This is a genomic window from Acaryochloris thomasi RCC1774, from assembly GCF_003231495.1.
Taxonomy (GTDB): Bacteria; Cyanobacteriota; Cyanobacteriia; order Thermosynechococcales; family Thermosynechococcaceae; genus RCC1774.
In genome coordinates this window covers 241,805-266,423 of sequence record NZ_PQWO01000007.1, presented here as the reverse complement: position 1 = coordinate 266,423, position 24,619 = coordinate 241,805, and the positions used below count along the sequence as shown (strand labels likewise).

The 24,619-nt window shown below is 50.1% G+C and carries 24 protein-coding genes and 1 riboswitch; of the genes, 16 read left to right on the top strand and 8 right to left on the bottom strand.

All coding sequences use genetic code 11. The annotated features are described in order from the left end of the window. Positions 1-186: 186 nt before the first annotated feature. The gene (locus C1752_RS29725) at positions 187-321 is read right to left on the bottom strand and encodes a hypothetical protein (RefSeq protein ID WP_274704515.1); all 135 of its coding nucleotides are present in this window, start codon (positions 319-321) and stop codon (positions 187-189) included. 316 nt (positions 322-637) lie between these two features. Then, a complete protein-coding gene (locus tag C1752_RS28450; RefSeq protein WP_158535094.1) occupies positions 638-784 on the bottom strand; it encodes a hypothetical protein in 147 nt (48 codons plus the stop codon). 65 nt (positions 785-849) lie between these two features. On the opposite strand from C1752_RS28450, the gene C1752_RS13575 reads away from it, so the two are divergent. Together C1752_RS13575 and C1752_RS13570 are read left to right on the top strand one after the other, a co-directional pair. Continuing rightward, complete coding sequence (locus tag C1752_RS13575) at positions 850-1,230, top strand: type II toxin-antitoxin system RelE/ParE family toxin (RefSeq protein ID WP_110986598.1); 381 nt, start codon at positions 850-852, stop codon at positions 1,228-1,230. Between the two features lies 1 nt (position 1,231). Then, positions 1,232-1,561 (top strand): helix-turn-helix domain-containing protein, encoded by a 330-nt coding sequence (locus C1752_RS13570; protein WP_110986597.1) that lies wholly within the window; start codon positions 1,232-1,234, stop codon positions 1,559-1,561. 21 nt (positions 1,562-1,582) lie between these two features. Here the strand turns inward: C1752_RS13570 and sufR are convergent, their stop codons facing one another. Continuing rightward, the gene (gene sufR, locus C1752_RS13565; RefSeq protein WP_110986596.1) at positions 1,583-2,230 is read right to left on the bottom strand and encodes an iron-sulfur cluster biosynthesis transcriptional regulator SufR; all 648 of its coding nucleotides are present in this window, start codon (positions 2,228-2,230) and stop codon (positions 1,583-1,585) included. Between the two features lie 221 nt (positions 2,231-2,451). Between sufR and sufB the strand changes: the two genes are divergently transcribed. The 6 genes from sufB to C1752_RS30295 all read left to right on the top strand — a co-directional run bounded on the left by sufB (position 2,452) and on the right by C1752_RS30295 (position 8,853). Continuing rightward, entirely contained in the window at positions 2,452-3,888 is a 1,437-nt protein-coding gene (sufB, locus tag C1752_RS13560; protein ID WP_110986595.1) for a Fe-S cluster assembly protein SufB, read from the top strand. Positions 3,889-3,992: 104 nt separating this feature from the next. Then, positions 3,993-4,769, top strand: a complete 777-nt coding sequence (gene sufC / locus C1752_RS13555; RefSeq protein ID WP_110986594.1) for a Fe-S cluster assembly ATPase SufC — start codon at positions 3,993-3,995, stop codon at positions 4,767-4,769. Then, complete coding sequence (gene sufD, locus C1752_RS13550) at positions 4,769-6,091, top strand: Fe-S cluster assembly protein SufD (protein WP_110986593.1); 1,323 nt, start codon at positions 4,769-4,771, stop codon at positions 6,089-6,091. The genes sufC and sufD overlap by 1 nt, the downstream gene beginning before the upstream one ends. Positions 6,092-6,132: 41 nt before the next feature. Further along, positions 6,133-7,392: a SufS family cysteine desulfurase gene (locus tag C1752_RS13545; RefSeq protein WP_110986592.1), complete on the top strand. Its 1,260-nt coding sequence runs from the start codon at positions 6,133-6,135 to the stop codon at positions 7,390-7,392. A gap of 23 nt (positions 7,393-7,415) precedes the next feature. Continuing rightward, entirely contained in the window at positions 7,416-8,636 is a 1,221-nt protein-coding gene (locus tag C1752_RS13540) for a dipeptidase (RefSeq protein WP_110986591.1), read from the top strand. A gap of 124 nt (positions 8,637-8,760) precedes the next feature. Continuing rightward, on the top strand, positions 8,761-8,853 hold the full coding sequence (locus C1752_RS30295; RefSeq protein ID WP_315865261.1) for a DUF2442 domain-containing protein: 93 nt from the start codon (positions 8,761-8,763) through the stop codon (positions 8,851-8,853). 238 nt (positions 8,854-9,091) lie between these two features. Here the strand turns inward: C1752_RS30295 and C1752_RS13525 are convergent, their stop codons facing one another. Next, on the bottom strand, positions 9,092-10,858 hold the full coding sequence (locus C1752_RS13525) for a hypothetical protein (RefSeq protein ID WP_110986590.1): 1,767 nt from the start codon (positions 10,856-10,858) through the stop codon (positions 9,092-9,094). Between the two features lie 204 nt (positions 10,859-11,062). On the opposite strand from C1752_RS13525, the gene hslO reads away from it, so the two are divergent. Continuing rightward, positions 11,063-11,965 (top strand): Hsp33 family molecular chaperone HslO, encoded by a 903-nt coding sequence (gene hslO / locus C1752_RS13520; protein ID WP_110986589.1) that lies wholly within the window; start codon positions 11,063-11,065, stop codon positions 11,963-11,965. 20 nt (positions 11,966-11,985) lie between these two features. Here hslO and C1752_RS13515 read toward each other — a convergent pair whose 3' ends face one another. Continuing rightward, on the bottom strand, positions 11,986-12,744 hold the full coding sequence (locus C1752_RS13515) for a segregation/condensation protein A (protein WP_110986588.1): 759 nt from the start codon (positions 12,742-12,744) through the stop codon (positions 11,986-11,988). 23 nt (positions 12,745-12,767) lie between these two features. Next, entirely contained in the window at positions 12,768-13,133 is a 366-nt protein-coding gene (locus C1752_RS13510) for a LapA family protein (protein ID WP_110986587.1), read from the bottom strand. Positions 13,134-13,614: 481 nt separating this feature from the next. Here C1752_RS13510 and prfA point away from each other — a divergent pair, with 481 nt between their 5' ends. From prfA to C1752_RS13495, 3 genes are all read left to right on the top strand, one after another. Further along, the gene (gene prfA / locus C1752_RS13505) at positions 13,615-14,706 is read left to right on the top strand and encodes a peptide chain release factor 1 (protein ID WP_110986586.1); all 1,092 of its coding nucleotides are present in this window, start codon (positions 13,615-13,617) and stop codon (positions 14,704-14,706) included. Then, positions 14,707-15,831: a THUMP domain-containing class I SAM-dependent RNA methyltransferase gene (locus C1752_RS13500; RefSeq protein WP_110986585.1), complete on the top strand. Its 1,125-nt coding sequence runs from the start codon at positions 14,707-14,709 to the stop codon at positions 15,829-15,831. Positions 15,832-15,980: 149 nt separating this feature from the next. Further along, positions 15,981-16,082, top strand: a riboswitch (Glutamine riboswitch). A gap of 33 nt (positions 16,083-16,115) precedes the next feature. Then, entirely contained in the window at positions 16,116-16,520 is a 405-nt protein-coding gene (locus tag C1752_RS13495; RefSeq protein WP_110986584.1) for a DUF4278 domain-containing protein, read from the top strand. Positions 16,521-16,723: 203 nt separating this feature from the next. On the opposite strand, the gene C1752_RS13490 is transcribed toward C1752_RS13495, so the two are convergent. Beyond that, on the bottom strand, positions 16,724-17,485 hold the full coding sequence (locus C1752_RS13490; protein ID WP_199464391.1) for a peptidylprolyl isomerase: 762 nt from the start codon (positions 17,483-17,485) through the stop codon (positions 16,724-16,726). Positions 17,486-17,490: 5 nt separating this feature from the next. After that, positions 17,491-18,087 (bottom strand): photosystem I assembly protein Ycf4, encoded by a 597-nt coding sequence (locus C1752_RS13485; protein ID WP_370664152.1) that lies wholly within the window; start codon positions 18,085-18,087, stop codon positions 17,491-17,493. A 640-nt stretch (positions 18,088-18,727) separates the two neighbouring features. Between C1752_RS13485 and psbD the strand changes: the two genes are divergently transcribed. The 4 genes from psbD to secA all read left to right on the top strand — a co-directional run bounded on the left by psbD (position 18,728) and on the right by secA (position 24,503). Then, positions 18,728-19,783 (top strand): photosystem II reaction center subunit D2, encoded by a 1,056-nt coding sequence (gene psbD / locus C1752_RS13480; RefSeq protein ID WP_110986582.1) that lies wholly within the window; start codon positions 18,728-18,730, stop codon positions 19,781-19,783. Next, on the top strand, positions 19,767-21,140 hold the full coding sequence (gene psbC / locus C1752_RS13475) for a photosystem II reaction center protein CP43 (protein ID WP_199464395.1): 1,374 nt from the start codon (positions 19,767-19,769) through the stop codon (positions 21,138-21,140). The genes psbD and psbC overlap by 17 nt, the downstream gene beginning before the upstream one ends. A 124-nt stretch (positions 21,141-21,264) precedes the next feature. After that, entirely contained in the window at positions 21,265-21,450 is a 186-nt protein-coding gene (locus C1752_RS13470; RefSeq protein WP_110986580.1) for a PCP reductase family protein, read from the top strand. Positions 21,451-21,641: 191 nt separating this feature from the next. Further along, on the top strand, positions 21,642-24,503 hold the full coding sequence (secA, locus tag C1752_RS13465; protein ID WP_110986579.1) for a preprotein translocase subunit SecA: 2,862 nt from the start codon (positions 21,642-21,644) through the stop codon (positions 24,501-24,503). The last annotated feature ends 116 nt before the right edge of the window (positions 24,504-24,619 follow it).

Sequence of the window (24,619 nt, the reverse complement as noted above, 5' to 3'; positions counted from 1 at the left end):
CACGGAAAACGATGGATGACGACGAGTCAACACTCGCATAAGCATAGGAGAACATACATCCCCTTATCGATAGAATATCCTTACCCGTTTAGGACTACCCTTTTTTGAGCAGCCTTGCCGCTGCCTGACGTTCTCCAGCCGTCGCGCCGTTGTCCGCTAGGGCTTTAATCTTGCGTAGCTTTTCCACTACCCCAGAGTCCCCAGCGCATTAATCCAGGTAGTCAGAGCTAAAATAGAGGCAAGGATCATAAGCCCTAAGGCAATCTTGATAACGGCTGACTCAATATGGTTGAGCCAATTGGATAGGGTAAAACTGATCATGTTATTGTCCCTACAAACAATAAAGGTGTGGGTGTTTGCACCGCTGCGAAGCCGTTACATATTGTTGAGCGTTTTAGGTCGAATACTCTCACCTCTATCCTACCCCCCTGTCATCTTTGAAGATCACTTCAAACTGTCATTTTTCAATTACCTCTATCAGCGCCTTCGTCTGTCGGTCAATCTCGTTCCCTGTTCCACGAGATCGTGTTTGATGCTTTGTTGAAGCTCTGACAAAGCATCATCCTCAACCCTCTCTATCTCCGGTAACTATGGCAACAAGAACAGGGATTCTCTTCCCAAACAAAGAGAGATTAGATTATGGATCGTTGTACTGTGCCTGAATCTGATAGCCGCAGCGATACTCACCATCAATAATCCAGTGGGTGCGCTTTACCTGATAGCCATTGAGCGCCAACGCAAACACCCAGAAACAACCCTGCCACCTCCAAAACCGCACTTCCATATTCTGTCAAAATCAGCCAGCCACTACATTTGACACTTTATGCTATATCTGACATAGTCAATTTAATGGATACTTTACCCAAGTCACTCGAATGGATTGGCAGCTCTCTCAATGACCTGAAGCAATTCCCAAAAGAAGTGCAGCAGATAATGGGCTTTGCACTCTATCGCGCTCAGCTTGGAAGCAAACATCCCGACACCAAGCCGTTGAAAGGATTTAAAGGTTCCGGTGTCCTTGAAGTTGTTGAGAACTTCGATGGAGACACCTATCGAGCAATCTATACAGTGAAGTTTGCAGGGCTTGTCTACGTCTTACATGCCTTCCAGAAAAAGTCTAAGCGCGGAATCGCTACGCCCAAACAAGATATCGATCTGATTAAAGCCCGCCTACAGAGAGCTAGAGAGCACTATCAAACTGTTTTTCAGCAGCGCAATGAGGAGAAATAAGATGACTGAAGAGATCACGGTACAAATGAGTAGCGGCAATGTTTTTGCCGATCTTTGCCTACCTGATTCTGATGAATTATTGCTTAAGGCTGAGCTAGCTCATCATATCTCTGAGCGCATTACAGAGCGCCAACTCACTCAGATTCAAGCGGCTGAGTTGCTGGGAGTTGATCAGCCCAAAATCTCTGCGCTAACCCGAGGAAAGCTAACGGGCTTTTCTATAGAACGATTATTTCGCTTTCTCAATACATTAGGTAGCGATATCGAAATTCGAGTCACTCCCAATTCTAAGCCTAACTCCCCGGCCTATACCAGGATCATTTCGGGATAACGGCTGATTTGCGCCAACGACCTACTGTGCCTGAATCCGGTATCCGCAGCGATGCTCACCATCAACGATCCAATGGGTGCGCTCTACCTGACAATCATTAAGCGCTACCGCAAACATCTCTAACTCGTGATCGCAAACGCTGGGGAACAACTCTGCCACCTGTGAAATCGCGCAGTTATACTCCGTCAATACAAACTGAGTGGCAGAACTAGGGTCAGAATCTTCAGGGACCGGATAGTACTCCGCCATATACCCTTCTGCCCGCCGCAATTCAACTAGGCTCTCTACGCGTTCTAGCAAGGGACCATTGCCGAGCTGAGCCTGATACTCTAAAGCCTTGCGTTCCCACTGCTTTCTCAGCACACTCCGCATTTGATCAGGGCTGAGGGTTTCTGACAGCGTATCTAATAAATCCACTACAAACTCGTCATGGCGATCAGGGAAGCGATCGCGTCCTGCTCGACTCAATTTATATACATGTTGCGGACGCCCCATCCCTTCATGGGTCACCTCAAATTTGATCAATCCTTCTGCTTCTAGGTCTTTCAGATGTCGCCGAATCGCCTGCGGACTCACTGATAGCTGAGTTGCTAGCTTTTGCGCAGTTATTTCACCCTGCCGCAAGAGTGCGTTGAGGATATCTTCTTTGGTCGAATGTGCAGTGGTCACGGCATTCCAAGGAAAGAGTTGCGATCGCCTTTAACGGGAAAAGTACTTAGCCCCAAATTTAGGCTAACAGGATTTTTTTGACTTTCACAACATAATTGTTGCTAAAGTATCCTAAAATAAAAGTTAAGCAACAACCTTGTTGTTTTAAGATTATACACGTGTCCTTCGTCGGTCCGCTGGCTATAAGGTCACCGAAAGCATCCCTAGAGAGTAGGAACCCCATGACTGCAAGCGTTAAAACCCTTGTTAACGAACCTTATAAGTACGGCTTTGTCACCGACATTGAAGTCGATACCATCCCTCGGGGTCTGAGTGAAGATGTCGTTCGGATGATTTCAGCGAAAAAGAATGAACCCGAATTCATGCTTGAGTTTCGGCTCAAGGGCTATCGGCAGTGGCTGAAAATGACAGAGCCAGATTGGCCCCATGTCCACTACCCGGCCATTGACTATCAAGACATCTCTTATTACACCGCGCCCAAAGAGCAGGAGAAAAAGAAGAGCTTAGACGAAGTCGATCCAACGCTTCTGGAAACCTTTGAAAAGCTGGGTATTCCGCTTTCTGAGCAAAAACGCCTCTCTAACGTCGCGGTAGATGCCGTCTTTGATAGCGTCTCCGTTGCCACTACTTTCCGGGAGCAGCTCGCTAAAGATGGTGTCATTTTCTGCTCAATCTCTGAGGCTGTTCATGATTATCCTGAGCTGGTCAAGAAGTATCTCGGTAGCGTTGTTCCTACTGGAGATAACTTCTTCGCAGCTCTGAACTCAGCCGTCTTTAGTGATGGCTCCTTCGTCTATATTCCCAAAGGCACCAAATGCCCGATGGAGCTTTCAACCTACTTCCGCATCAATACAGAAGGGGCGGGTCAGTTTGAGCGCACCCTAATCATTGCTGAAGAAGGTAGCTCTGTGAGTTATCTAGAGGGCTGTACTGCGCCGATGTTCGACACTAATCAGCTTCATGCTGCAGTCGTTGAACTGGTTGCCTTAGATGATGCCGATATTAAGTACTCCACCGTTCAGAACTGGTATGCCGGGGACGAGAACGGTAAGGGTGGTATTTATAACTTCGTCACGAAGCGTGGGTTGTGTGCGGGTAAAAACTCCAAGATCTCCTGGACTCAGGTGGAGACGGGATCTGCTATTACCTGGAAGTATCCGAGCTGTGTTTTGGTGGGCGATAACTCTGTGGGCGAGTTCTACTCAGTGGCGCTCACCAACAATATGCAGCAGGCCGATACCGGGACCAAGATGTTTCACATCGGTAAAAACACTCGCAGCACGATCATCTCAAAGGGGATTTCTGCGGGACGTTCTCAGAACAGCTATCGCGGTCTGGTGAAGATGGGACCGAAGGCCAAGGGTGCTCGTAACTACTCTCAGTGTGATTCGATGCTGATTGGGAGTGATGCAGAGGCCAATACTTTCCCGTATATTCAGGTGCAGAATCACACTGCCAAGGTGGAGCATGAGGCTTCGACCTCCAAGATTGGCGAAGACCAGCTCTTCTACTTTGCCCAGCGCGGCATTTCGATGGAAGATGCTGTCTCCATGATGATTAGCGGCTTCTGCAAAGATGTCTTCAACCAGCTCCCCATGGAGTTTGCGGTCGAAGCAGACCGTCTGTTAAGTCTGAAGCTCGAAGGGAGCGTCGGCTAGATCGTCAGAGTGAATCGTTTTAGAAACCTAGCCCAGTCCTGGATTGGGCGTTCGGTTTGAGTGAACGAGTTTTGTTGTAGACGCAGGAATTTAGAGGTTCAAGGGTGATTGTTGAAAACAGTGAAGTAATTCTATCCATTAAGGATTTAACGGCTGAGGTGGATGGAAATTCCATACTCAAGGGCGTTAATCTCGAAATTAAGGCGGGCGAAATTCACGCCATCATGGGTCCAAACGGGTCTGGTAAAAGTACGCTCTCTAAGCTGCTTGCAGGTCATCCGGCTTATAAAGTGAAGGGGGGAGAGGTTCTATACAAGGGTAAGAATCTTTTTGACTTGGAACCTGAAGAGCGATCTCGTTCTGGCATTTTCCTCGCCTTCCAGTACCCCTTAGAAATCCCTGGGGTTTCTAATCTAGATTTTTTGCGAGTGGCCTACAACGCCAAGCGTCAGCACTTGGGTGAAGAGGAGCTGGATGCTTTCGATTTTGATGATCTGGTCCGTGAGCGACTGGATGTAGTCAAGATGGATCCAGCCTTTCTCAACCGCAGCGTCAACGAAGGGTTTTCGGGTGGCGAGAAGAAGCGAAACGAAATTCTCCAGATGGCATTGCTGGAACCAACGCTAGCGATTCTAGACGAAACTGACTCAGGGCTAGATATTGATGCCCTTAAGATTGTCTCGAATGGCGTCAATCAGCTCACTAATCCCGAGAATGCTGTACTGCTGATTACCCACTATCAGCGCTTGCTGGACTACATCGTGCCGGACTATGTGCACGTAATGCAGGGTGGTCGCATCTTGACCACGGGTGATAAGGATCTAGCGTTAGAGCTAGAAGAGAAGGGCTATGACTGGCTTCAGCCTGCGGGGGTGGCCTAATGACGATTTCTACGATTGAAGTGACACCTTCTGATCTCAAGGGACGCGGTGATGCTGAGCGCCAGGCTTATTTAAATACGTTGATTAGTCAGCGGGCTGAGTTCGGGGCTGAGGTGCCGGATTGGGTTATGGGGGTTCGCGATCGCAACTTAACTCTAATCCAAGACCAAGCTCTCCCCAGTAACAAAACCGAAGAGTGGCGATTTACCGATCCGTCATCGCTGTATAAAATCCCATTTCAGCCTGCAGCGGCAACGGTGACAGCGGAGCAGATTCAGGCCCACAGTTGGTCAGACGCGGCCATCCGTCTTGTGTTTGTTAACGGAGTATTTGCGCCGGACCTTTCTAGCCAAGCAGAAGTCTCTGGACTCCAGATTACAACGCTGAAGAATCTAGATGCCTCTTTCCAGGAGTACCTCGGAAAAACCCATGGTGCAGAAGAGGTGTTCACGGCCCTCAATAGCTGTAACTTCACTGATGCGGCTGTTCTGAAGGTGGACCGTAACCAGAGTATTGAAGCACCGATTCATCTGCTATTTGTCTCTGCAGCCCAGGGTGAAGCACCAACCGTGGCTTATCCTCGGGTGTTAGTGGTTGCTGAAACCGGCAGTACCGTCACCTTGGTTGAAGACTTCGTTAGCGTTGGTGCCCAGACCTTCACCAACGCAGTCGCGGAAATCTTCTTGGCCGCTAATGCCCAGGTCAACCACATTCGACTGCAGCGCGAAGAAACCACCGCCTTTCATATTGGGAAAACGGCTGTGTCTCAGAAGCGAGATAGCCGCTATTGCTCTATTGCCATCAGTTTGGGCGGTCAGCTATCACGCCATAACCCTGAGATTGTTACCGAAGAGCAAACGGAAACGATCTTAGATGGTCTGACGCTGGCCACCGATTCACAGGTGGCGGATACCCACTCAGCACTGACCTTCTCGCAGGCCCACTGCCAAGCTCAGCAGCTCCACAAGTGCATCGTCGATGATCATGCTCGTGCTGTATTTAACGGCAGAATTTTTGTACCCAAGGCCGCGCAGCAAACCAATGCAGCACAGCTCAGCCGGAATCTGCTCCTGTCGCCTAAAGCCAGAGTAGACACTAAGCCTCAGCTTGAGATCGTTGCAGACGACGTAAAGTGCGCCCACGGTGCAACCGTTAGTCAGCTCGAAGATGATGAGGTTTTCTACCTCCAAAGCCGAGGGCTGGATCATGACAACGCCTGCGATCTTTTGGTTAAAGCCTTTGCCGCAGAAATTCTGGAGAAAATTCCAGTGCCTTCTATTCGGCAAGGTCTACTTGAAGATGTTTTGTCCCGTCTCCGCTAGTTCTTAAATCTGAAGTCCTACCCCCGGAATCTGAACCCCCTATGCTTGCTCTAGAAAAAACAACGATCGCAGATCAAGTCCGCTCTGATTTCCCCATCCTGAATCAGGAAGTCAACGGAAGTCCGCTAGTTTATCTAGACAATGCGGCGACTTCGCAGAAGCCGACGGCAGTTCTGCAAGCGCTGCAAGATTACTATCAGCAAGATAACGCCAACGTTCATCGCGGGGTTCATACCCTGAGTGCGCGGGCAACGGATGCTTACGAAGGCGCTAGAGATAAGATTCAGGCGTTTATCAACGCAGCCCGTCGGGAAGAGATCATCTACACCCGCAACGCCACTGAAGCGATTAACTTGGTGGCTCACGCCTGGGGCCAAACGCTCCAGGCTGGGGATGAAATTGTTCTTACGGTGATGGAGCATCACAGCAATCTGATTCCTTGGCAGATTCTGTCGCAGAAGACGGGGGCCGTTCTCAAGTTCGTCGAGTTAACAGAGACTCAGGAGTTTGATTTAGAACAGTTCCGTTCTCTTGTTTCTGACAAGACAAAGCTGGTGGGCGTTGTTCATGCTTCCAATACATTGGGCTGCATCAACCCAGTTGAAGAAGTCATCACCATTGCTCACCAGTACGGTGCCAAGGTGCTGGTGGATGCCTGTCAGAGTGTGCCTCACATGGCAATTGATGTGCAGGCAATGGACTGTGATTGGTTAGTGGCTTCTGGTCATAAGATGTGTGGTCCAACGGGGATTGGTTTTCTCTACGGCAAGCGGGATCTGCTGCGGTCAATGCCTCCGTTTTTGGGCGGTGGTGAGATGATTGCGGATGTGTTCTTGGATCACTCCACATACGCAGATGTACCCCATAAGTTTGAAGCGGGGACACCTGCGATCGCAGAAGCTATCGGCTTAGGCGCGGCAGTTGATTACCTAACCAACATTGGTATGGATAAAATTCATGCCTACGAAGCAGAGTTAACAGCTTATCTCTTCCAACAGCTCAACAAGATTCCTGAGCTGAAGATTTACGGACCTCAGCCGGATGCGAAAGGCGAGGGCAGAGCGGCTTTGGCATCGTTTACAGCGGGTGAAGTGCATCCCCACGATCTCTCTACAATTTTGGATCAGGCGGGTGTTGCGATTCGGGCGGGGCATCATTGTACACAGCCGCTTCATCGTTGTATAAAAGCGCAGTCAACAGCGCGGGCGAGTCTGTATTTCTACAACACTCAAGCAGAGATTGATGCTTTTGTGGTGTCTTTGAAAGATGCGATCGAGTTTTTCGGCGGCATCTTTGGTTGATTCTGTTTCATCTTTAACTGATTATGAAGCGGAAAAAGCGTCCTCGTAGATTATTTCTCCGATCAGGGCTACTATTTGTTCTGCTCCTCAGCCTCACGTTAGCAATCGTTATTTTCTCTACAGGGCCAGCTTTCGTCGCTAAACGTTTCAATTCGACTCACTCGTCAACCATCCAGCAGATCACACCTGAATCTAAAGCTCTGCACCAGTCGCTAACAATCGCAGATCTACATGCAGACTCTTTGCTATGGGGGCGGGATTTACTAAAACGCTCAAGCCACGGTCACGTCGATATTCCTCGCTTGGTTGAGGGCAATGTCGCACTACAAACGTTTACCGTCGTCACCAAAGTTCCTGCCCCACTGAAGCTAGAAGGTAACACTAGTCAAAGCGATAGTATTATCCGGCTTGCACTTTTACAGCGTTGGCCAATATCAACATGGTTTAGCCTCAAACAGCGAGCGCTCCACCAGGCCCGACAGCTACAGGCATTAGAACAAAGAGCATCCGGTCAATTCAGCATTATCAGAACAGCTACAGATATAAACACCTATCTTGCTCAGCGACAGGACAACCCACAAATAACAGCCGGTTTGCTAGGTTTGGAGGGAGCACAGGCCATTGAAGGAAAGCTGGAAAACATTGATAGCCTCTATGAAGCAGGATTCCGCATCGTTGGGTTAGCTCACTTTTTTGATAACGAGGTGAGTGGATCTGCGCATGGCATCAATCAAAGTGGCCTGACGCCCTTGGGTAAGGAAGTCTTGAGACGTATCGAAGATCTCAATATGATTGTCGATCTTGCCCATGCCTCTCCTCAGACTATTGATGATGTGCTTCAGCTTGCCCAGCGTCCAGTATTGGTTTCTCACACAGGCGTCCAAGGGACCTGTGATAATGCTCGGAATTTAAGTGATCGCAACCTCCAAAAAATCGCAGCCACGGGCGGCATCATTGGAATTGGCTTTTGGAAAACAGCCATCTGTGGCGAGAATGCCGACGCCATTGTCCGAGCGATTCGATATACCGCTGATTTAGTAGGGGTTGATCACGTCGCCCTTGGCTCAGACTTCGATGGAGCCGTGCGGATGCCCTTTTATGTGGCTGATATTGTTCAGGTGACTGATGCACTCCGCAAAGATGAGTTTACCGATATCGAGATTAAAAAGATCATGGGCCTCAACATCATCGGCCTCCTGCAGCAAACGCTTCCGAAAAAAAGGTCGCGGGTTCAAGGATCATGAACTCAATGACATCACCCGACGGGTAGAGGAACACAAGCAAATATTGCTGGAGGTTTGGTATGACTACCTTGACCTTTGAAACAGTATTTCTAGCCGCGTAGGTGCAGCTCACGAGTGAAAAATTGTGGTGGACTTGAGAGACGGGCGCAGCTTATTGATTCCTCTTGCTTGGCATCCTCGCCTGCTGAATGCTTCTGCGAAAGAACGGCAAAACTAGCAGCTTCTTGGTGATAGCTAGGCCATTGAGTAGATGGACTTAGACGAACACATTGGCATTGAAGGATTATTGGCAGGGCGACAACGTGGGGAAAGAGATCGCTACTCTGCTTGTTTGCTGGCAATACGATATCACTGTAGTGGTCCAGCTATGTTGCTGATAAAGCATCGTTGTATAAAAATCATGTCAGTGTATAAGTACAGAGTCAAGAAGATCTTCATCTCTGCTTAAAACTAGACTAGCTGCGGTTTTGCCACTGTCTGATCTGCTTTTGGGCAACATCGTATACAGGACTCAAAGCCGGAATTTGCTGCGCGATCGCAATTGCCTTAGGCAGGTCAGAATTCGCCTGTGTCTGAGCGATGGTCAAAATCCTCTCACTCCAGGAAGCCATTGACTGCTCTGCCTGCGCTCGGAAGGGCGAATTCGGGCCAATTCGGTTAGCCACCTCAACGGCTGCAGATAGCCCCCCTGGACTGTTCTGACTGGCATATCCTTGCGCTTCTTGCCATAGCTCTTTACCAGAGTTATCGGGTTCAGGCGCTAACGTCTCAGGAAACTCTTCAAAACGAGGATTATCGAGCTGCTGGAGCTGAAATTCCCAATCGGCCACGCGGGCCTGAGCATCTTCGTAAAAAGGACGACCCGGCACAATTCGCTGAGCAAGCTGAATCGCCTCGCCTAGGGACTTGCGATCGCCATTGAGCGATAGAGAATCTGCACGATCTAACAAAGACTGATCGGCAGATGCCTGTCTTGATACCCTGTTGTCTCGGACGATCGGTTCCTCCCAGCTGAGAATGCTGTCCGGGATGCTGTCCGCAACTGAGTTAGGGTAACTGTCATTCACCCTTGCCTGAGCCAGCTCTTGCTGCTGTCTTAAGCTGGCTAGCTGTCCCTCCCACTTAAGAGCTAAAGACTGGGCCTGATTGTATAAAGGACTGCTAGCCTCAATCTTCCGAACCTCAGTGATGGCATCCTGTAGCCCAGAAGCCGTCCCTGACCAAGAAGAGGCGGATGCATAGGCTAAATCTACAAAATCTTTAGAGCGCTGCCCGAGCTTGGTTTCTCGTGGGATTAACTGTGAGGCATCTAGCGCCGTGGTTAAGTCCCGCCGCTGTAGAGCCGTCTCAGCCACCTGCATTAGACGCTGAGCAATTCTTTCGATAGTGCCCTTCGCAGACTTGTGAAAAACGCTCTCTGGCCCCAGGTCTCTTGCTAAACCTAAAGCCTCAGAAAGATTGTCTAACCCCCCAGACCGAATCAAATCCTTCGCCTTTGCCAGCACCTTTTCGTCTTTTTGGGCCTGCAGAATCCGCTTGTTCATCGCCTCATACTGCGTCTGAGACCAGTAGCGATTGTCAACCTTGAGCAATCCCACCATGATCGAAAAAGCCTGCCGCCAATTCTCTTGCTGCAGCGTATCTTCTGCCTTCTTATAGATACCCTCGCCCTCTGCCCAAATCTCTTTCCAGCGCTTGATGCGGGACTGCACAACCTTGTGTGCCGCTGTCCGATCTGGAATGCGATTGGCAAAGGAAATCGCTCGCTTCAGCTTGCCTTCGTGGAATGCTTTCTCTGCCAGATCAAGTGCCCGGTCCGACCATTCTTCGATCTGAGGATTGATCGCAGCTCTAAGGGGATGGTTTTTACCTAAAACATCCACAAGGCCAATGGCCGCGAACAGATCTTCTAGCGTGTTTTTCTCTGCTTGTTGCTGAGCACAGTAAAGCCGCAGAGAGGCTGAAGCAAAAGGCCAAAAGACATTGTTACAGGTTAGCTTGGTTCGCTGGTACACCAGCATGTAATAGGAGCCGGTTCCCAATAGCCCCGCACAGACAATGAACAAAGCCGCGCAGGCTTGCCAGTGAGACAGCAAGCGTAGCGTTAGGGGTTGCGATCGCACCCCTTTCAGCCTTCGGGACTGCCTGCCGCTGGTCTCATTAGTGGTCATTGCGTCTTCTGTATTACGCATCAGCTCATCATCGATACGCGCTGCCTTCACGATGGCACAACGCTTTAGGAAGGAAGAAGTTGATCAAACAACCCTAACAACTATATCTACATTACTCGCTGTCAGGCTGCTGTACTTCAAAAATATGGGTATATTCAGTCTTCCAAGCCTCAATTCACTGTCCTCGTTGGTCAGTGACGGAGGCCCGACCAAAAATACGTTAGACTCATTCTGTCAAAAAACGTAAAACTTCACATGGCTGACCAACTCATTCGTGCCACTGCCGCAGAGAACGGCATTCGAGCTGTGGGAGTTATTACCACTCGCCTGACCGAAGAAGCCAGACAGCGCCACCAGCTATCCTACGTTGCCACTGCAGCCCTAGGCCGGACAATGTCAGCGGGTTTACTGTTGGTTTCGAGCATGAAGCCCTCCCAGTCGCGGATCAACATCCGCGTGAAGGGCAACGGTCCTCTATCAAGCATTTTCGTCGATGCCGGTCTCGACGGCACCGTCAGAGGATACGTGACTAATCCCACAGTTGAGCTGCCTCCGAACGCTAAAGGCAAGTTAGACGTGGGGGGAGCTGTTGGGCATGAAGGGTTCCTATACGTGGTTCGCGATATTGGTCATGGCTACCCCTATTCCAGCACCGTAGAAATTGTCTCAGGAGAAATTGGTGAAGATATTGCCCACTATCTTGTAACCTCCGAGCAAACCCCCTCTGCTTTAGTGCTGGGCGTCTTTGTAGACTCTCAAGGCGTGAGCGCTGCCGGAGGATTGCTGATTCAGGTATTGCCCAAAGCAGCCCGTGACGAGGCACTGGTTGCTACCCTAGAATCTCGCATTGCTCAGCTTCAAGGGTTTACACCGCTTCTACAGGCTGGCAAGACCCTGCCAGAGATCCTAGAAGATCTTTTGGGCGATATGGGACTCGACATTATGCCCCAGCGACAGCTTGTGCGATTCCAATGCAAGTGCTCAATGGAACGTGTTTTAGGAGCGCTAAAATTGCTGGGTCAAGCAGAGCTCAAAGACATGATTGTCGAAGACGATGGTGCAGAAGCCACCTGTGATTTCTGTGGTGAGACCTACAAAGCAACCAGCAATCAACTTGAGCAGCTCGTCACAGATATGCAGGCAGAGTCCAACGTATAAAGTTCAGTACAACTTGTCGATTACGAAGCTGCCGAATTAAAGTTTGGCAGCTCAATTTTAGCGGGTGGTTCGGGGGTTAGGGGGCGTAACCGCAAGTCCTGGTAAAAATTAGACTGATCCAATTCGACCTTAGACTGGGCGCAGAGAATTAGTAAGGCCCAAAATACGCCGACCGGATCATTCTTGACCGTCAGCAGATCCTTGAGGTCTAGCCAGCTTTCTTCGTCTAAACAAAGCTCTGCCAGCAGAACCTCAAGCTCTTCCGCAACTTCAGAAAGATTTTCTTGGTGGGCAAGCTGGGCGATCGCCTTCATTGACTGAGCACGCGACGGTCGCTTGACGCGGCGCAACTTCGGTCGTCGAGACTGACGATCCACCGCCACCGCCATCAGCTCAAGTTGATGAATCAGCTCTGTTAGAGTGACGCGCCGCTTTTGGGGCGGGCAGGCTACGGGACGGCGCTGTAGATAGTCTTCTAGATGCGAAGGCAAAGGGGCAGCATTAGGGTCTGCATCTTCTAGAAAGAGCTGCTCAAAATCCTCTTCTGGCTCCTCTGTCCCCGCATGGGGGTCTAGCGTCTCTGCCTTCAAAAACACCAGCATTGATGCGTATAAAAATGCTTGCCCTGAGGTCGCAAGCTCTTGAGAGTCTTGATAGGACAGCTCGTTTAGGAACTTGTCAAACACATCAATCACCTGCACATCCCAGGGATCGATTTCGCCGCGTTGAGCCATGTCAATCAGCATGGAGATTGCATTTTGGGCAAAGGATGTGCTCATGGCCGAACTCTAGTTAATGGAATTTATTGATCACTTCCAGCCGTTCTGGTCCGTGGCTCTCTAGATGAACTGACGCTGGGCAGTAATCGCTGCTGCTCTTCTAGTTCGGCCTTGTACCGCTCAATGTCTTCTTGAAGGTTATGAATCTGGACTTCTCGCTCTTCAACGATCTCCTTCGCTGATAGGCTCGACTGCACTTGGACCCAAACGCTAAAGATCCAGGCCAAGACAGCACCAATCCCCAGGGTAACGATTAGTTCTACTGAAAGCGGCGCTCTGATTTCTACCCCTTCAATGATTTTGATGGGAACGAGCTGAGTGTTCTCAATCCCAAATAAAACCAACGCTAAGCAAATGACAAAAATTAGAGTGAAGTTAACTTGTCGCATCTATTGACTCCCAACGCTTAGCTCGTCTGCATTGTCGCTCTAGATTTGAGCTGATGTAAGACCTAGACCCACCCTAGAGCCAGCTAATATCACCCAAAGCTTATCAGGTCTTTCCGATTTCTGACCGCTAATCTGTCTAACGGCAGCAGATTTTCGGTCAACTTCTTGGCATATCTCTATAAATACGGCCTCCGCAGCAGGATTTTGCCTTTCGCAAACCTTCGTAATCTGGGTAGAAATCAGGCCGTTTCAACTTCTAGATAGAGCGGTTCTGACACTTCTCTTACTGGCCGCTGTACCTGGAGATATTGCCTCCATCAACATTGTGAGTCTCTGGCCTGAGAATCCGTTAAACTAGGCGGGAGTCTATATTGCCTAGCGATATCACGGCCCTCCTGCAGCCTCAGCAATATTTTTCCTGAGCTATTTCTGTTTTCCTTTAAAAGATTGGCCTGCCTCAACTGCGGCCTTTGCATGATTTATGGCTGAAACGTATTTAATTGACAAGCTCAAGTCTGTTGAGCAAACCTTCCATGAGCTAACCCGTCGTCTTGCAGACCCTGAAGTGGCGACAGACCCTAGTGAGTTTCAGCGGGTGGCGACAACGCGGGCTTCTTTGGAAGAAACAGTGACGACCTTTGAAAGCTGGCAGCAAAACCAGCAGGAGTTATCAGAGGCACAGCAGATTGCCAAGGACAGCAGCGAAGATCCAGAGCTGAAGGCAATGGCCGCGCTGGAGGTAGCTGAACTGACAGAGACGGTCAATCAGCTAGAAGAGAAGCTTAAGATTTTGCTGTTGCCCCGCGACCCTAACGATGATAAAAACATCATGCTGGAGATTCGGGCTGGGACCGGCGGTGACGAAGCCAGTATCTGGGCCGGAGATCTGGTCCGTATTTATTCTAAGTACGCTGAAACACAGCGCTGGCGAGTCAAGTTGCTGAGCGAATCCCTAGGTGAGATGGGGGGCTTCAAGGAAGCTGTGCTCGAGATCCAGGGTGACCGGGTTTATAGCAAACTGAAGTATGAAGCGGGGGTCCATCGCGTGCAGCGCGTGCCGCTCACAGAGACGCAGGGGCGGGTCCACACTTCGACGGCTACGGTGGCGGTGATGCCGGAGGTGGATGAGGTTGAGGTCAAGATTGACCCGAAGGATATTGAGATGTCAACGGCCCGGTCTGGCGGGGCAGGGGGCCAAAACGTCAATAAGGTTGAGACGGCGGCTGATTTGTTTCACAAGCCGACGGGAATCCGGGTGTTCTGTACAGAGGAGCGATCGCAACTCAAGAACAAAGAGCGGGCCATGCAGATCTTGCGAGCCAAGCTGTACGAAATGCAGATGCAGGAGCAGCAGGACTCGATTACTGACCTGAGGCGATCGCAAGTCGGCACCGGGTCTCGGTCCGAGAAAATCCGCACCTATAATTACAAAGATAATCGGGCCACCGATCACCGCCTGGGTAATAACTTCCCCCTAGAAAAGGTACTAGAGGGAGGCATTGACCTGATTTTAGAAGCCTGTGTGGCTAAAGATCAGCAGGCTCAACTGGCAGAGCTGGCGGCCAACGCCTAAGTGAATACCTATTTTGCCACCGTTGCTCGGGGCTTAGAATCACTAGCCGCCGAAGAGCTAGAGACGTTGGGGGCCAGCTCAGTTGAGCCTGGATTCTGTGGCGTTTCCTTTATCGGCGACAGCGCGCTTTTATACAAGGTTAATTTGTGGGCCAGACTGCCCTTTCGGATCCTCCAGAGTCTGAAGGAATTTCCCTGTCAAGATGCCCAGGATCTGTATCGAGGGATCCAGACCCTAGACTGGCAGACCTATCTGACGCCGGAGCAGACCCTAGCGGTGAAGGCGACGGGTAAAAATCGCCAGCTCAACCATACCCACTTCACGGCCCTGCAGGTGAAGAACGCCATTGTCGATCAGCAGCAGCAACGCTTTGATGAACGCTCATCGGTAGATCCACAAACGCCCGACGTACTGATCAACGTTCATATTCATCGTGATCTCTGTACGGTGAGTCTCGATAGTTCCGGCTCTAGTCTCCATCGACGGGGATATCGGCCTGCTGTGGGCGCAGCCCCCCTCAAGGAATCGCTAGCGGCGGCGCTGATTCACATGAGCCAGTGGCAACCGGATCAGCCCTTCATGGACCCGCTTTGTGGTTCAGGTACGCTGCCGCTGGAGGCAGGCTTGATCTCCATCAACCAGGCACCAGGATTGTATCGGGAGTCCTTTGGCTTTGAGACTTGGCCTAATTTCGAGTCTGAGCTGTGGCATTCGTTGCGTCAAAATGCAGTGGATAGCTGCCGTGAAACTCTAGATGCAGTGGTAGTGGGATGTGATCGCAACCCCACCGTCATCCAGCAGGCCCGTCAAAACGCAGCGAACTGCGGCATTGAAACCCAGATCGAACTCTACCAACAGGAGCTATCCCTTGTTGAGGCTCCTAGTGATCACGGCGTCCTGCTGTGCAACCCCCCCTATGGTGAACGTCTTGGCAAAGACATTGACTTAGGAGCGTTTTATAAGCTGCTCGGCAACGTCCTCAAACAGCAATTCAAGGGCTGGACGGCATTTGTACTGAGCGGCAACAAAGAGCTTTCTCGCACCATTGGGCTCAAATCTTCTCAGCGTTTTTCAGTCCACAACGGCTCTCTTCCCTGTCAGCTTATGAAATATGAGCTTTACTAGTCCTTGCCCAGCGACAGGAATCTCTGAACGTCTGAAATCTTCACAGCCCTAAATTGCTGACATATCAAAGCTTAGGGCAACTTTAACTTGAAGATGAATAGACCTTAAGCACGATTTTAGAAATAAAGGGTATCATTAGATACAGAAAAGTCGTTCATCTTGTTTAGCGTAGACTTGAGATTCTTTTTCATTTGCTCAAAAGCTCGTCGTTGAATAAGACGGAAGTAGGGATTTTCCCGAAGGAACGCGCCTCATTTACATTATTGGTCGGAGGCCGCATTTCCATGAATCTTTCTTATCGAGGCGTTAAATATCGCTTTACCCCTTTTACGGCAGTGGCTACAACCTCTGAGGTCATTGGTCGCTACCGGGGACGGACCTGCCGTCGTTCTCACTTTGATATTGCTGCTTCTCATCCTAGAGTGACGCTCAAGTATCGGGGTGTTGCATACATGCCTGGTCTCGGCGGACAGATCGCCAGTCGTTCGGTTGAATCCGTAGCGCGTGATGCCAGTATGGTCCCTGTTGCCGTGCTCACCGATCGTCATCGAGTCCAGTCAGAGCTAGAGAAAGTCCACAATCTGTCCATTCAGAAAAATCTAGAGCGCCGCTTGAGCGTTGCTCGGACTCAAGGTAACCAAAACCTGATTCATGTTTTGGAGAACGAGCAAAAGCAGCTTGCTTCCTAGAGGTATAGCGGTACGCGTATTGATTAGGACATCAAAATGGTTGAATACCATGCCTGCTAAAGAAGGGCTGTCCTAACTCAGCCGCGTACTGCTATAAATTGATTCTCTGAATTATCTTTACTAGAGCCAAGTAAAAACGCCGCCAGTCAAGCGCTTGACTGGCGGCGTTTTTTATTGAAAAGTGTTTGGGAAGAACTCAAGCGTTATCGTGTTAAATTCTCAATTCCCTGAGTAACCTTGGCCGATTCGATGCGATCGCCCTGCTGAATTTGATTAACGATATCCATTCCCTCTGTCACGTAGCCAAACACAGCATAGTCGCCATCTAAAAACGGTAGGTCGCTGAGCGTAAAATAAAATTGCGAGGAGGCTGAGTCCGGCGACTGTGAACGAGCCATCGCCACGGCTCCTTTTGTGTGCTTCAGCTTGGGTGTCTTGCCTGCTGCCTTAATGGTCTCGCTATAAACAGGCTGATCTTCACCCTCTGGCACAATCTCTAGCGGAATGGTGCGTTCCTGCTGAGTGGCTGGATCGATAAAGCCACCCGTGCCTAGCTGCTGTGCGGGAACGCTGGCATCTTTACTCTGAGGGTCTCCACCCTGCACAACAAAGGGCTGAGGCTGACGCACAACGCGATGGAAGCTGGTGCCGTCATAAACACCCTGATCGACGAGATCAACAAAATTCCCTGCCGTGATGGGGGCAGCATCACCATTAATGGTGACGGTGATGGGCTTGCCGTTTACCGTTATCTGGACCGTTGCTTCGCCTTTTAATTTGGGCTGTTGTGCGGTCGCCGCTGGCTCTGATTCGCTCAGCAGCGGCGTCTCTGCCTGTGCCTGCTTCACGCCCTCAGCGCCGCCTGAGGGACTCGTGGGCTGGGTGCTGCAGGCCATGAGCGTCATTGCTAAAGAAACGGCCAGGAGCTGCCGCCCTACGATTCCAATTGATGTTGCTAAATTCATTAAAACTAGAGACCTTCCATCGGGACTTCTAAAAAGCGAGCAATCTCAGCGGCTTGCCCTTCAATGACTGAGATCGGTAGGGGCTGTCCAATACGCGTTAGCGGAATATCTCCCCGGCCCTTCACCTTCACATAGAGCGTTCGCTTGGGGCTAAGGCCGCCTCGAATATTAATACGAATAGCCTGAACATCGCTCAGACGGGACGTGGCTTCTACGCGTCGGTTTTTGCCAGGGTATCCCCAGCGAAAGACGCGCACCATGCCGGTCTCTTTGTTGAATTCGTTGTAGCCAGAACCAATGTTAAGTGCGATCGCAACCCACAGGTAAGCGCTAATCAACAGAGCTGCTGCCCCATAAAAGCCAATAGCAATCCCCTGAGGAATAAAAATCAGCTCCACAGGATTACCCATTGGCAACAGATTTGTCTGCAGAAAGCTAGAGAGGCCCGCGAGCAAAAAGCCTGAACCCGCAATAGTTGTAACCGTCGCCCACCAATAATTGCTGAAGCGTCGCGAGCCTAGAACGTCGTAGCGCAAAACTGAATTGCCACCGGAGCTTTGAGTCGTCATATTTTCAGAATAAATGTGCTGCGAGCAAAATATTAAGACGGCCACCGCGTCCCTGTCGCTCATTAAAGCACAGAGTCTAGATCGTGAATCATGCTCCTGATCTCAGTACTCTGGCAGAGCTTTTTTGTAAAAGAATGTAACAATTCGACGGCCTTCATCCCGCCCGTAGCAGACCCAATTCCTGTGTAGCAGTCTCGTCATGAACAGTAGTTGATTCAACTTGAGTCGTTATACAGCTATGGATTTCCCTACCTGAGACAACCGTTAGAGAACTTGATATTTCGCAAGAATTCCGTTATCAAAAAGATTAAGCGATATTAATTGTGTTGCAGGATACGAATACTTGCTTGACCGCCCCGCTAATCCTACATTTTCATCTCCTAAGTGTTTTTACCTAGTATTTTCCTAGGGAAGCATCTTGATCAGGGCAAATGATTCTTTCGTGCCGCCCTGTTTTTATTGATTACAACTTTCCATCTGCATTCCTTGATCGGGTGCAACAGGACCGTTCTATATAACATCAGAATGTATGAAGAGAGGCAGGTTAGCGTTTTGGGGTGACTTCCATGTCAAACTAAGACAGTATTCCGATGTCTTCGCTGGTTTCGCAAGATAACCCGCAAGGTGTTTGTATCCTTGCAACCTTAGAGTTAGAGCAAGAGGGCTTATTCCCATGACCATAGCAGTCGGACGCGCCCAGGAGAGAGGATGGTTTGACGTCCTCGACGACTGGCTCAAGCGTGATCGGTTCGTCTTTATTGGTTGGTCCGGCGTTTTACTATTCCCCACCGCCTTTTTGGCACTGGGTGGATGGTTTACCGGCACAACCTTCGTTACATCTTGGTATTCCCACGGTCTTGCCAGTTCTTACCTAGAGGGCTGCAACTTTTTGACCGTTGCCATTTCCACACCTCCAGATAGCTTGGGGCACTCCCTCTTGCTACCTTGGGGACCCGAAGCACAGGGTAACCTGACCCGCTGGTTCCAGCTGGGCGGCCTGTGGACTTTTGTGGCACTGCACGGTGCCATTTCACTGGTGGGCTTCATGCTGCGTCAGTTTGAGATTGCGCGTCTTGTTGGCGTGCGTCCTTACAACGCCATCGCCTTCAGTGCACCCATTGCAGTTTTTGTCTCAGTCTTTTTGATGTACCCCTTGGGCCAGTCGAGCTGGTTCTTTGCACCGAGCTTTGGTGTGGCGGGTATTTTCAGATTCATTCTGTTTGTTCAAGGTTTCCACAACTTCACCCTCAACCCCTTTCACATGATGGGCGTTGCCGGTGTCTTGGGTGGCGCACTTCTGTGTGCGATTCACGGTGCCACGGTTGAGAACACCTTGTTTGAAGACGGTTCAGAGTCGAGCACCTTTGGTGCCTTCAACCCGACTCAAGCAGAAGAGACCTATTCAATGGTCACAGCGAACCGATTCTGGTCACAGATTTTCGGTATTGCTTTCTCCAACAAGCGCTGGCTGCACTTCTTCATGCTGTTTGTGCCTGTTACAGGCCTGTGGATGGCATCGATTGGAATTGTAGGTATTGCTTTGAACCTGCGTAGCTACGACTTCATCTCTCAGGAAGTCAGAGCGGCAGAAGACCCTGAGTTTGAGACGTTCTACACCAAGAACATTCTGCTCAACGAAGGTCTGCGTGCCTGGATGGCACCGCAAGACCAGCCCCATGAAAACTTCATCTTCCCAGAGGAGGTACTACCGCGTGGTAACGCTCTCTAATCAAACCGCTGGCTATGACCGGCCATCGACAGGTTTTGCCTGGTGGGCGGGTAACGCTCGCCTGATCGCAGTATCGGGTCGTCTACTTGGCGCTCATGTTGCCCACGCTGGCCTAATCGTTTTTTGGGCAGGTGGTATGACGCTGTTTGAGACAGCTCATCTGATCCCTGAGAAGCCCATGTATGAACAGGGCTGTATCCTTCTTCCTCACCTCGCCTCTCTTGGCTTGGGCGTGGGTGCAGGCGGAGAAATTATCAATACATTTCCATTCTTTGCCGTTGGCGCAATTCACCTGATTGCTTCCTTCGTTTTAGGTTTGGGTGGAACATTCCACGCTATTCGTGGTCCTGAACAGCTTGATTATTCCAACTTCTTTGGTTACGACTGGGAAGACAAGGACAAGATGACAACCATTCTCGGGTATCACCTTGTGATTCTCGGAATTGGTGCACTTTTGCTCGTGGCGAAAGCCATGTTCTTTGGCGGTCTCTACGATACTTGGGCTCCAGGTGGTGGCCAGGTCCGTGTTGTGACCAGTCCAACCTGGAGCTTTGGTGTTTTCTTGGACTACATCACGCGCTCTCCCTTTGGTGAGTCAGGCTGGATTGTTAGCGTCAACAACTTAGAAGATATTGTTGGTGGCCATATCTGGGTAGGCGTTCACTGCATCTTTGGTGGCGTCTGGCACATTTTGACCAAGCCTTGGGCTTGGGTTAAGAAAGCCTTTGTCTGGTCTGGCGAAGCATACTTGTCCTATAGCTTGGGCGCCCTGTGTGTCTTCGGTTTTATCGCCGCCTTCATGGTCTGGTTCAACAACACTGTTTATCCTAGTGAATTCTATGGTCCTACTGGTCCAGAAGCATCTCAGGCTCAGGCCTTGACTTTCTTGATCCGTGACCAAAGATTGGGTGCTAACGTAGCGTCTGCTCAAGGCCCCACTGGTTTGGGTAAATATCTCATGCGCTCCCCCACCGGTGAGATCATCTTTGGTGGTGAGACCATGCGTTTCTGGGAATTCCGCGGTCCTTGGCTAGAGCCACTTCGTGGTCCTAACGGTCTAGATCTCAATAAGCTCAGAAGTGATATTCAGCCTTGGCAAGCTCGCCGTGCGGCTGAATACATGACCCACGCTCCTTTGGGTTCTTTGAACTCTGTCGGTGGTGTAGCAACTGAAATTAACTCAGTGAACTACGTCTCTCCTCGAGCTTGGCTAGCGACATCTCACTTTGCTTTAGCCTTCTTCTTCTTCATCGGTCACCTCTGGCATGCAGGTCGTGCTCGGGCCGCCGCAGCTGGATTTGAAAAAGGTATTGAGCGTAGGACAGAGCCTGCTTTGTCTATGGCTGAGTACGAATAAAGTTGGCAAAAATGTAGGCTGATTTCAGCTTGGTTTTGCTTTTAGCTCCTGCTTCTGTTTGAGGCAGGAGCTTTTATATTCGCTTTACAATAAAGGCTGAGATCCTTACGAGGCCCGTACCGAAATGCGAGAGTCTGACTTCACAGATATGCTCCGCTGGACCGCAACTGCTGAGGCTAAGCTGAGAAATATTCCTTACTTCGCGCGAACGCAGGCGAGATACCGCATTGAGGCACTCGCTCGTGAAGCAGAACTTGAGGTTGTTACCAGTGAGCTGGTTGAGCAAGCGCGCTTAGAATTTGGTCAATGAAGGCTAGAAAATTAGGAGCTGGCTGCGTTGAATTAAAGGTTTTCACTTGGCCCTGAAGCAGTAATGTTAAGATTGTAAAAGTATTGCTGCGTTGTCTGGGCTGACATTAAAGCTTTTGCTATGGCGATGAACGTCATTTGCTTAGCCCTGTATTGGCGGCCCTCCTGACTAAAATTCTTGTTAACTAAACCATGCTGAAAACCATTCTGGGCGATCCCAACAAACGTAAGCTCAAGAAATACCAACCTGATATCGTTGAAATCAATTTGTTGGAGGAGGAGATTCAGCCCCTTTCAGATCAGGACTTACAGGGCAAAACAGCCGAGTTTAAGCAACGAATTGAGAAGGGAGAATCTCTAGACTCACTACTGCCGGAGACATTCGCTGTTGTTAGAGAAGCATCTGTGAGGGTCTTGGGGCTCCGACATTTTGACGTGCAGCTGCTGGGCGGCATGATTTTGCACGATGGCCAAATTGCTGAGATGAAAACGGGTGAGGGTAAAACGCTTGTTTCAACTCTGCCTTCTTATTTGAATGCGCTTGCTGGCAAAGGGGTTCACGCGGTTACCGTCAACGACTACCTTGCTCGCCGTGATGCAGAATGGATGGGGCAAATTCATCGCTTCTTGAATCTCAGCGTGGGCCTGATTCAGCAATCAATGCAGCCCCATGAGCGGCAAAAGAACTATGCCTGTGACATTACCTATGCCACCAATAGTGAGCTGGGATTTGACTATCTGCGCGACAATATGGCCACCTCAATGGCGGAGGTGGTACAGCGTCCCTTTAACTACTGCGTGATTGACGAGGTGGACTCTGTTCTGATCGATGAGGCTCGCACTCCGCTAATTATCTCAGGCCAAGTGGAACGCCCCACAGAGAAATATATGGATGCGGCGAGAGTCGCGTTTGCGCTACAGAGCGAAGATCATTACGAAGTGGATGAAAAGGCTAGAAATGTTGTTCTTGCAGATGAGGGATTCATTGAAGCTGAAAAGCTGCTTAAGGTAGACGATCTGTTTGACCCTAATGATCCCTGGGCTCATTACGTCTTCAATGCAATCAAGGCAAAAGAGCTATTTGTTAAAGATGTTAACTACATCATCCGCAATGACGAAATTGTCATCGTTGATGAATTTACGGGGCGGGTGATGCCCGGGCGACGCTGGAGTGATGGCCTGCATCAAGCGATTGAAGCCAAGGAAAAAGTGGAAATTCAGAATGAAACACAGACCTTAGCCACGATTACTTATCAGAATATGTTCTTGCTCTACCCCAAGCTGGCTGGGATGACGGGAACGGCAAAGACAGAGGAAGCTGAATTAGAGAAAATCTACAAGCTAGAAGTCACGATTATTCCGACCAATCGCAAGAATCAGCGACAGGATATTGCCGATGTGGTCTATAAAACTGAGCCAGCCAAGTGGCAGGCGATCGCATCTGAGTGCGCTCAGATGCACGAAGATGGTCGTCCTGTGCTTGTCGGTACCACTAGTGTTGAGAAATCTGAGGTACTTTCGAAGCTTCTGCTAGAAAAAAATATTCCGCACAATCTACTCAACGCAAAACCTGAAAATGTAGAAAGAGAGTCAGAAATCGTTGCGCAAGCAGGCCGTGGTGGGGCGGTGACTATTGCCACAAATATGGCAGGTCGTGGAACTGATATTATTCTGGGCGGAAATGTCGACTATATGGCCCGCTTGAAAGTGCGCGAGTATTTCATGCCGCGTATTGTGCAGCCTGAAGATAGTAACCCGATGTCGATGATGCAGGCAGGTGTTCCTGATGCGCAAACGGGGCAAGGCTTTGGAGACGGTGAAGCACAGCAGACGGGAACAGCCCGAAAGACATGGAAGGTTGCGCCAGAAATTTATCCGACAGAGCTATCTGGAAAGACAGAAGAGCTGTTGAAAAGTACGGTGGCCTTTGCTGTGAAGCAGCTTGGGGAACGAAGTATTTCAGAGCTGCAGGCTGAGGAGATGCTAGCTGTAGCCTCTGAGAAAGCGCCGACAGATGACCCTGTGACTCAAAAGCTTCGGGAGGTCTACAACCAGGTTAAAGGTGAGTATGAAATCCTGACCAGCGCGGAGCATGACCGAGTCGTAGAGCGAGGTGGTCTGCACGTTATCGGCACCGAGCGTCACGAATCTCGCCGCATTGATAATCAACTGCGGGGACGGGCAGGACGTCAAGGTGATCCAGGTTCAACGCGGTTTTTCCTGAGTCTCGAAGACAATTTGCTAAGGATTTTTGGTGGCGACCGTGTTGCCGGCCTCATGGATGCTTTCCGTGTTGAGGAGGATATGCCCATTGAATCCCGAATTCTCACCGGCAGCTTAGAGAATGCGCAAAAGAAGGTTGAGACTTACTATTACGACATTCGTAAGCAGGTATTTGAGTATGACGAGGTGATGAACAATCAGCGCCGCGCTATCTATGCTGAACGTCTGAGGGTTCTGAAGGGCGAGGATCTCAAAGAGAAGGTTATTGAGTACGCTGAGCGAACAATGGATGACATTGTTGGGGCCTATGTCAACCCAGAACTACCGCCAGAAGAGTGGAATCTTGGCAGCATGGTGGAGAAGATTAAGGAGTTCGTCTACCTCCTGCAGGATCTTGAACCCAGCCATTTTGAGAATCTATCGATGCCGGAGATGCAGATGTTCCTTCGTGAGCAGGTCCGGATTGCCTACGACAAGAAAGAGGCCGAGGTGGATCAGCTTCAGCCAGAACTCATGCGTCAGGCAGAACGATTCTTTATTCTGCAGCAAATTGATACTCTCTGGCGCGAGCACCTCCAGCAAATGGATGCTCTGCGTGAGGCGGTAGGGCTGCGGGGCTACGGCCAGCAAGATCCGCTTGTGGAGTATAAGAGCGAAGGTTATGAGCTGTTCTTAGAAATGATGATTGCGATTCGTCGTAATGTTGTCTATTCGCTGTTCCAGTTTCAGCCGCAACTGGAGGCACAGGCACAGCAGGCGGTAGCGAACGCAGCAGCAGCCTCTAGCGACGATGATTCTGATGTTATTGAGGCTAGCTTTACAGATGGCTAGCCGCCGTCTGAAGAAGTGCTGAGTTGGCTGCTTCTCTGCGAAGTTAGGCAGCCATCGCTAGTGGTCTATTATCTCTGCTTCTCAGTGAAGTGACGACAGACGGTTCAGTAAAAGCT

Coding starts and splice junctions, on each gene's coding strand:
- secA (WP_110986579.1), top strand. CDS start 21,642: ATGCTGAAAACCATTCTGGGCGATCCCAACAAACGTAAGCTCAAGAAA.
- C1752_RS28450 (WP_158535094.1), bottom strand. CDS start 784: ATGGAAGTGCGGTTTTGGAGGTGGCAGGGTTGTTTCTGGGTGTTTGCG.
- prfA (WP_110986586.1), top strand. CDS start 13,615: ATGGCTGAAACGTATTTAATTGACAAGCTCAAGTCTGTTGAGCAAACC.
- hslO (WP_110986589.1), top strand. CDS start 11,063: ATGGCTGACCAACTCATTCGTGCCACTGCCGCAGAGAACGGCATTCGA.
- C1752_RS13540 (WP_110986591.1), top strand. CDS start 7,416: ATGAAGCGGAAAAAGCGTCCTCGTAGATTATTTCTCCGATCAGGGCTA.
- C1752_RS13570 (WP_110986597.1), top strand. CDS start 1,232: ATGACTGAAGAGATCACGGTACAAATGAGTAGCGGCAATGTTTTTGCC.
- C1752_RS29725 (WP_274704515.1), bottom strand. CDS start 321: ATGATCAGTTTTACCCTATCCAATTGGCTCAACCATATTGAGTCAGCC.
- C1752_RS13575 (WP_110986598.1), top strand. CDS start 850: ATGGATACTTTACCCAAGTCACTCGAATGGATTGGCAGCTCTCTCAAT.
- C1752_RS13470 (WP_110986580.1), top strand. CDS start 21,265: ATGCGAGAGTCTGACTTCACAGATATGCTCCGCTGGACCGCAACTGCT.
- C1752_RS13495 (WP_110986584.1), top strand. CDS start 16,116: ATGAATCTTTCTTATCGAGGCGTTAAATATCGCTTTACCCCTTTTACG.
- sufB (WP_110986595.1), top strand. CDS start 2,452: ATGACTGCAAGCGTTAAAACCCTTGTTAACGAACCTTATAAGTACGGC.
- sufD (WP_110986593.1), top strand. CDS start 4,769: ATGACGATTTCTACGATTGAAGTGACACCTTCTGATCTCAAGGGACGC.
- psbD (WP_110986582.1), top strand. CDS start 18,728: ATGACCATAGCAGTCGGACGCGCCCAGGAGAGAGGATGGTTTGACGTC.
- C1752_RS13545 (WP_110986592.1), top strand. CDS start 6,133: ATGCTTGCTCTAGAAAAAACAACGATCGCAGATCAAGTCCGCTCTGAT.
- C1752_RS13515 (WP_110986588.1), bottom strand. CDS start 12,744: ATGAGCACATCCTTTGCCCAAAATGCAATCTCCATGCTGATTGACATG.
- C1752_RS13490 (WP_199464391.1), bottom strand. CDS start 17,485: ATGAATTTAGCAACATCAATTGGAATCGTAGGGCGGCAGCTCCTGGCC.
- C1752_RS13510 (WP_110986587.1), bottom strand. CDS start 13,133: ATGCGACAAGTTAACTTCACTCTAATTTTTGTCATTTGCTTAGCGTTG.